The sequence below is a fragment of the Cupriavidus gilardii genome (assembly GCF_017598945.1).
Classification (GTDB): domain Bacteria; phylum Pseudomonadota; class Gammaproteobacteria; order Burkholderiales; family Burkholderiaceae; genus Cupriavidus; species Cupriavidus gilardii_E.
Genome location: NZ_JAGFTW010000017.1, coordinates 22,106 through 28,365, shown reverse-complemented (window position 1 = coordinate 28,365; position 6,260 = coordinate 22,106). Strand labels below are relative to the sequence as shown.

General features: G+C 63.0%; 4 protein-coding genes. 3 read left to right on the top strand and 1 reads right to left on the bottom strand.

Translation table 11 applies throughout. The features are described 5' to 3' along the window. Positions 1–207 precede the first annotated feature (207 nt). Positions 208–798 (bottom strand): hypothetical protein, encoded by a 591-nt coding sequence (locus J5T34_RS07890; RefSeq protein WP_053821746.1) that lies wholly within the window; start codon positions 796–798, stop codon positions 208–210. A 361-nt stretch (positions 799–1,159) separates the two neighbouring features. Between J5T34_RS07890 and J5T34_RS07885 the strand changes: the two genes are divergently transcribed. The 3 genes from J5T34_RS07885 to J5T34_RS07875 are packed head-to-tail and all read left to right on the top strand — an operon-like array spanning position 1,160 to position 5,601. Further along, positions 1,160–3,190 (top strand): hypothetical protein, encoded by a 2,031-nt coding sequence (locus J5T34_RS07885; RefSeq protein ID WP_208579259.1) that lies wholly within the window; start codon positions 1,160–1,162, stop codon positions 3,188–3,190. A 3-nt stretch (positions 3,191–3,193) separates the two neighbouring features. After that, the gene (locus J5T34_RS07880; protein ID WP_116359801.1) at positions 3,194–4,174 is read left to right on the top strand and encodes an ATP-binding protein; all 981 of its coding nucleotides are present in this window, start codon (positions 3,194–3,196) and stop codon (positions 4,172–4,174) included. A 2-nt stretch (positions 4,175–4,176) separates the two neighbouring features. After that, positions 4,177–5,601, top strand: coding sequence for a TniQ family protein (locus tag J5T34_RS07875; protein WP_116359802.1), 1,425 nt, complete (start codon positions 4,177–4,179; stop codon positions 5,599–5,601). The last annotated feature ends 659 nt before the right edge of the window (positions 5,602–6,260 follow it).

Genomic DNA, 6,260 nt, shown 5'->3' with positions numbered 1-6,260 from the left:
CGTTGTTTTGCGTAATTTTGTTACTCACGCACTGACGGCGTGACGCTGCTTGTCGCTTGCCTAGTAACAAATTTAGTTGAACAAACGTTGCAGAAAATTGTTACTGCGTTGAACGGTTCAACTTAAAGTGTTCTTTGGATGTACGGCGGCCATGTTACATCTTCAGTCTGTCAGGTAGCGTGCGAAGGGGCGTGTCTCCCCGGCAGGTTATTCGTCTGCCAGTTTAAACGTGCCGTCGCCCCTCGCAATAATGCGTTCTGACCTGATCAGCGACGCCAGTCCTTCCAGAACATCGGCTACTTCCATCTCGAGCTGCTTGGCGATTTGGACCGCGTGCAACTTCTTGACGCTTGCACTGACGAGGTCGAGAATCTGGCCTTCGGGCCCCGACTCATAAGGTAGCCAGCTCAGCCGGCGGTGCTTGTCTGCGGTCTTGTCAATCTGAGGTTCGCGCTCTCTTTGCCGTGCAAGAAGTCGGTTCCGCATTTGCTCGTCTTCTTCGGCACTGGCGCGCTGTCTCTCGCGCTCTGCCGCAAGCCGCTGCGGACCCTCGGCGATAAAGGCGTCCATCACCTCGATCGGTCCCTTTCGGAAGGGCACTCCTCGAAATGCGCCGTGCTCATATAGCAGCTGTCGCAACCGTTCACATCGATACGATTCGCTCTCGCAGACGTCGGGTAGGTATTGCGCCTGTTGCTCCGCCGGTATGTCACGGTAGTAACGGCCACCAATCATGACGTAGCGCTCGATGAGGCGGAGCAACAGCTCTTCTCTGCTTAGTTCGTCGGGGTTTCCCATTGCCGCTCACAATGAAAAGAGGGCTGGCTCATCGAGTTAAAAATTGTAACAAATCTGTGCAGAGATCGAGCGGCAGGCGATGAACTGGGCGTATCCGCCCGGCACGACGCTCGCTTGCTGGTGTCCTGGGGAAGTTTGCCAGCCTCGCGCGACTGTCGGGAAGAGGACCGCAGCGACGGTCGGCAGACGGGGTGGGAAAGGCTGTAGCAAGTTCACTACGGACTTCTCCTGTGAGACGCGCCTAGCCTGACTGCGTGTCAGCCCTGGCCCGATGCGTCGCTTGCATTCTCGTGCAAGCCTTCTATCGTTCAAACGTTTTCCTAGGCAATGTCGCCCGTCCTGCCAAGTCGAGGACCGCTTCATGGATCCAGGCAACGATGAACATTACGGCGGCGGGCGAGTCGTTCGTGGCCAACGCGTCGACACGTCGGGTTGGCCAACGCCAGACGAGGGCGCGCTCGACGATCCGCGGCGCGCCTTATACTTTTCCAGAAAACACGCGGTCCAGCTTTATCTTTCCGGCGCCGACGCCCACACCATCAAGCGTCTGACCTCGTTCAGTGACAAGCAAGTTTATCGTTTGATTTCCGAGCGTTGTCTTCAGGCGCATCCAGATGGCCAGCCGTATGGTTGGCGTGGCTTGGTGCCGTGGCTAAGAGTACGGCCATACCGCCGCCGCACGAAAATCCGTGTCGACCGGTTCGGCGGCGGGGCAGCCGGAGCGCTGCAAGCCACGCTGGATGCGCACCCGGAACTGCGCCTGTCATTCGAATCCCGGATTCGCTCCAGCCCATCGTCCAAACGGTTATCCGAGGCCAAGCGATCGCCCCGACGGCATTGGCTGTGGTTTCTTGACCAACTGCGCGAGCGCGGCTATGAGGCGCGCGGCGACTGGCCGTTCAATACATCGACTCGCGCTTACTTCACGATCTGTCGCTTCGTTGAACAGGTGCTGTCCTCGGACCCGAAATCGCTCGCGGCCAGCATCGGGGGAGCCGATCTGGTGCGCAAGCTGAAGGCCGGCGATGGATCCGGTCGGCCGGCCCTGCGGTTCATGCAGCGGGTCGAAATGGACGCGCACAAACTGGACGGTCGCTTCTGCGTGTCGCTGCCGCTCGCCGGCGGCGGTTTCACGGAGAAGATCGTGCACCGGCTCTGGGTGATTGTGATCCTCGAGGTGGTCTCGCGCGCGGTGGTTGGCTACTACTTCAGCACCGGGCGAGAAGTCTCGAAAGACGATGTCCTGCGGGCAATCAAGACCGGACTGAGCCGGCCGAAGCTGCGTCCCGTGACCTTTTCCGACACCCCATACTTGCCTGGCGCAGGGCTGCTTGGCTCGCTCGGCGAGGACTTTGTGGGGCTGTGTTGGGATGAAACCAGCGTCGACGGCGCACTGGCGGAAACCTGCCAGCACGTTCGCGCTGCGCTCCAACAGGCCGTGGGTTCGACCCTGCTGGAGCCGCGCAATTCGTTCGCGGCACGACGAAGCAAAGACGATCGCCCGTTCATTGAGTCGTTTTTCCGCAACCTCGCCGGACGTGGCTTTCAGCGCTTGACCAACACGACCGGGGCTAAGCCGCAAGATCGGCAGGGCCGTGAGCCAGACGGCGTGGCGCTGGCCAGCCGCTTCCAGTACGAATATGCCGAAGAGCTGTTGGGCGTGCTGATCGCCAACTATAACGCTACCCCTCACCGCGGCATTGGCAACCGGACGCCCTTGCAGTATGCGGCCTTCCTGCATCGGCATGGCGGCGAGACGTGGCGCCGGGTGGATGCCGCCGCCATGCAAGGCTTGTTTAGCGTGAGAAGGCGTTGTGTGGTCAGGGGCGGCGCGGCGGTGGGGCGGGCACCGTACGTGAACTTCCATTATGGCCGCTACAGCAACGAGGTACTGCACAACCGGCAGGATCTGGTGGGCACCGAGATCTGGGTGATCTGCCATGAAGAGGACGATTGCCGCGTTGCGCTGGCCTCAACGCTCGATGGTGTGCCGTTGGGGGTGCTGCGCGCAGCGCCGCCATGGCACTTATCGCCGCATAGCCTGGCGGTACGCGCGGCCATCTGCCGCGCTTGTGCCAGAGGCCAGTTTGCGATTTCCCCCGGCGGCGATGCGATCGAAGCCTTCATCCAGTACGTCGAGATGCAGCCGCACAAGAAGCTCCCGGTTCATCCGGCGTACCTGGAAGCCAGGCGCATCCTGGCGGCCGCCTCCCAGCTTTCCATTGGTGCCGTGATGCTCGATGCCGCACTGGAGCGCGGTCGCGGCGGGTCATCCCGAGGTGGACAGGCGCCCGAGGTCGCGCCGGCCGTGACACGGGCTGACACAACCGGTGACCTGGGCACGGATCGGAAGGGTGAGCTTCCCCCGCGGCGCATGGCGCGAACGGAGTAGAACGTGTCGTTCTCGCTGCCTGAGCGCATCGATCCGCGTCACTGCATTGTGACCAAGCAGTATGCGGTCTACACGCCGCCGATGCATGCCATGATCGAGCAGATGGGCGAATGGATCGATCAGCAGCGCCCGGGCGGCTATATCTATGGGGCGTCGCGGCTCGGCAAGTCGCGTTGCGTGCAGTGGTATGTCGGCAAGGTGCTGGAGGAACGATTTAGCGCAGTCGTGCCCCTGGTGGTATGGAGCCGACGCCCCGACAGTCATTCCAACGAAGCGGCGTTCTGGCATCAGATTCTGATGGCGTCGCACTTCGAGTTCGTCAACCCGGCCAAGGTGCCCAAGCGGGTCGAGGCGGCCTATCTCTGTCGGCAACGCTTCATTGCCATCGCCAACAATGCGTGTCGCAACTATGTCGTCTTGTTGATTGACGAAGCGCAGGATTTGACGCTGCGCGAGTGGAAGTGGCTGGTGGGCCTGCAGAACGATCTCGATTACGACGGTTACCTGCTCAGCGTCTTCTCGGTCGGCACGCATCAGTTGAACTATCGCCATGAATACATGGCCAGCACCGGCAACGCGCACGTGGCCGCCCGCTTCATGGCAGCCCATGCGCGCTTTCACGGTCTGCGCTCGGTGCGGGAGGTCGAGTATGTGCTGAACGGCTATGACGTCGACTCCGAATGGCCGGTCGACAGCGGGGTGCCGTTTCTGGCGTATTTTGCGCCAGAGGACTTTGCCCGCGGGCGCCGGCTGGCCGGCAGCGCCAAGCTTCTCTGGAACGCCCTGGTCGAGTTGTCACCGCAGCAGGCGCGACGGCGGCATGAGTTTCCGATGCAACACGTTGCCAAGGCGACCGAGAGCGTGCTGTTCCAACTGGCCCGCGGCATGGACTGGGACGAGGCGACCTGCTACGAGAATTGGCTCAGAGAATTGGCCAAGACCAATTTCTCTGACCACATGAGAATCATCGCCGCGGGCAGTTAGCAGTGGCGGGCTATCCCTCGGTCAACTGGTGGCCACACAATCTGCGCCCCTACGAGTCGGCGCTGTCGTTCGTCGCCAGGTTTTGTGCGCTCAATGGCGTCCCCGTGCGGGCCGGCACCGCGTTCCTGGGCGTCGAACCGCGCCATCTGGGGTTCGCCTCCGATGATGACGTCGCGCGGGTGTCTTCGCTCTTGGGCGAGGACCCGGCTCGGTTGGCCGATGTCCTCCAGCACGCGCTCAATTTTCGTCAGTGCGGCACCTATGCGCCCCCTGCGGCTTACAGTCAGGGGCCGAGCGTCCGGTATTGCGCAGCCTGTGCGCAACAGGGCTATCACAGTTACCTGCATGAGGTGCCCTGGCTAACCAAGTGCCCCATCCACCTGACGGCGCTGACCACCGTACCGGCCAACCGGACCGGGAACATAGGCGAGCGCCGCCTGGGGGCGTTCAAGCGCCTGATGCAGGGGCATTGCGCCGCTTGGCCGCACTTCGCCCCGGACGGATTTCCGACGCGCGAGCCCGGGGCGCTGCTGACCTTGGCAGCGTGGGTGCACGACGCGTGCGACGCTTCCAAGCGGATGCAGGCAGGCGAGTTGTGGCGGTCCGAGGCAGGGACGCATCGTGGCGCAGTCACGATGACGCAGGCCCTTGGCCAGCTGCATACGCTTGCCCCCCTGCCCACCGAGCTCGAGCCACTGCTTGCCGACCGCGGTGGCGCGTGGGTCGTCCATCAGGCGCGCTTTCCGCGCGCAGTCAGTCGCGAGCTGGCGCGTCTTGGCGAACGTGGCTTGCGGTTTGACTCTTTGTTTGCGTTCTACAAGGACAGCGGCGATACGTCCGAAGGCTCGCCAGCGTGGTACTGCCAGGCCGTTCAGCAGCAGATCCGGCAGCGCCATGGCACCTGCGGGTGTCGGTGGGAGCGCGTCAACGCCGGGTTCGGCGCGTTCTGTTGGATCCAGACCCAGCCTGATGAGTTGGGACAAGAGCCGTTGCAATGCCCGTTTGAAGTGGCGGTGCAGGACCTGGAGCTGGACTGGGGAAGCCAGGGCAGGGCGCTGCCGTCGCGGCTCGCGCAGCAAGAGATGTATCGCTTTCTGAAGGAATCGCACGCGATGCGCGATGCTGGCGTGCTCTCCTATAAGGAGGGAGCGCAGGTGTCCCCGGACGGTTATCTTTACCTCATGCAACGGGTATGGCCCTGCTGCGAATGGAATCGGGACTCCCCTTTGCTTGACCTGTTCCGGACTGCCGCACGCTGGGAGATCGATAGCGAGCATCGCGCCATCACGCGCTGGTTGGACGATATTGAAGCCGGCAGCCACCCTTCCCACCGCCAGGATCCCCTCTACTGTGTGCGCTTGCGCAGCGATGAACAGGGAGCGTCGCTTCTGCATTGGCGATCGGCCGACCACCAGTCTCGAGGGTGAGGGGCGGCGCTGGCGGGCCGGGCGCACGAGGGACCGCCGGCGGCCGTCAACCGTCTACGGTCCCGAAATCAGGGCACCACCGGGCCGGCAGCTATCCGTTGGGCATCGTGGTCGCGTTTTGCGGATGTTCTGGGTCAGTCGGCCGTAGCGAGTAGGCTGGTGCGACCAGGGATGAAGCGCACCGATCGGCTGCCGATACGGTGAGGCGACAAAAAGCCCGCCTGTGACGGCAGGCGGGCTAAGACGGTCGACGCGGAGGTGCCTTGCCGCGCCGTTCCAGCTGCAGGGCACTGGCGGCAGCGCGGTCGCGGCGCGCGATCTGCACCGCTACGAGTGACGCCGGGCTGGCGAGGCGGCGCCCTGTTTCAATCAGCCCACCATACAAACCACAAGCGCGCGTCGCCTCAGCCATCGAATAGTGATGGCCATCAATCAACGCAAGGCGCACTTGGTCGCCATAGCGTATGCGCGAGCCATCCACGGGTTTCATGCATCGATTGTATAGCAGCCTGGAAGAGGAGCCGCTGTGCCCGCGGTGGCCGGCAGCCATCAGGGCCGGCGTCTGCTCGGTGAATGGGGCTGGGCAGACGCCGTTTGATGGCCGGAGGTCTGCCGTTCCTGGCCCACGGCCGGGCCGAAATCCACTTCACCGTGGCGGT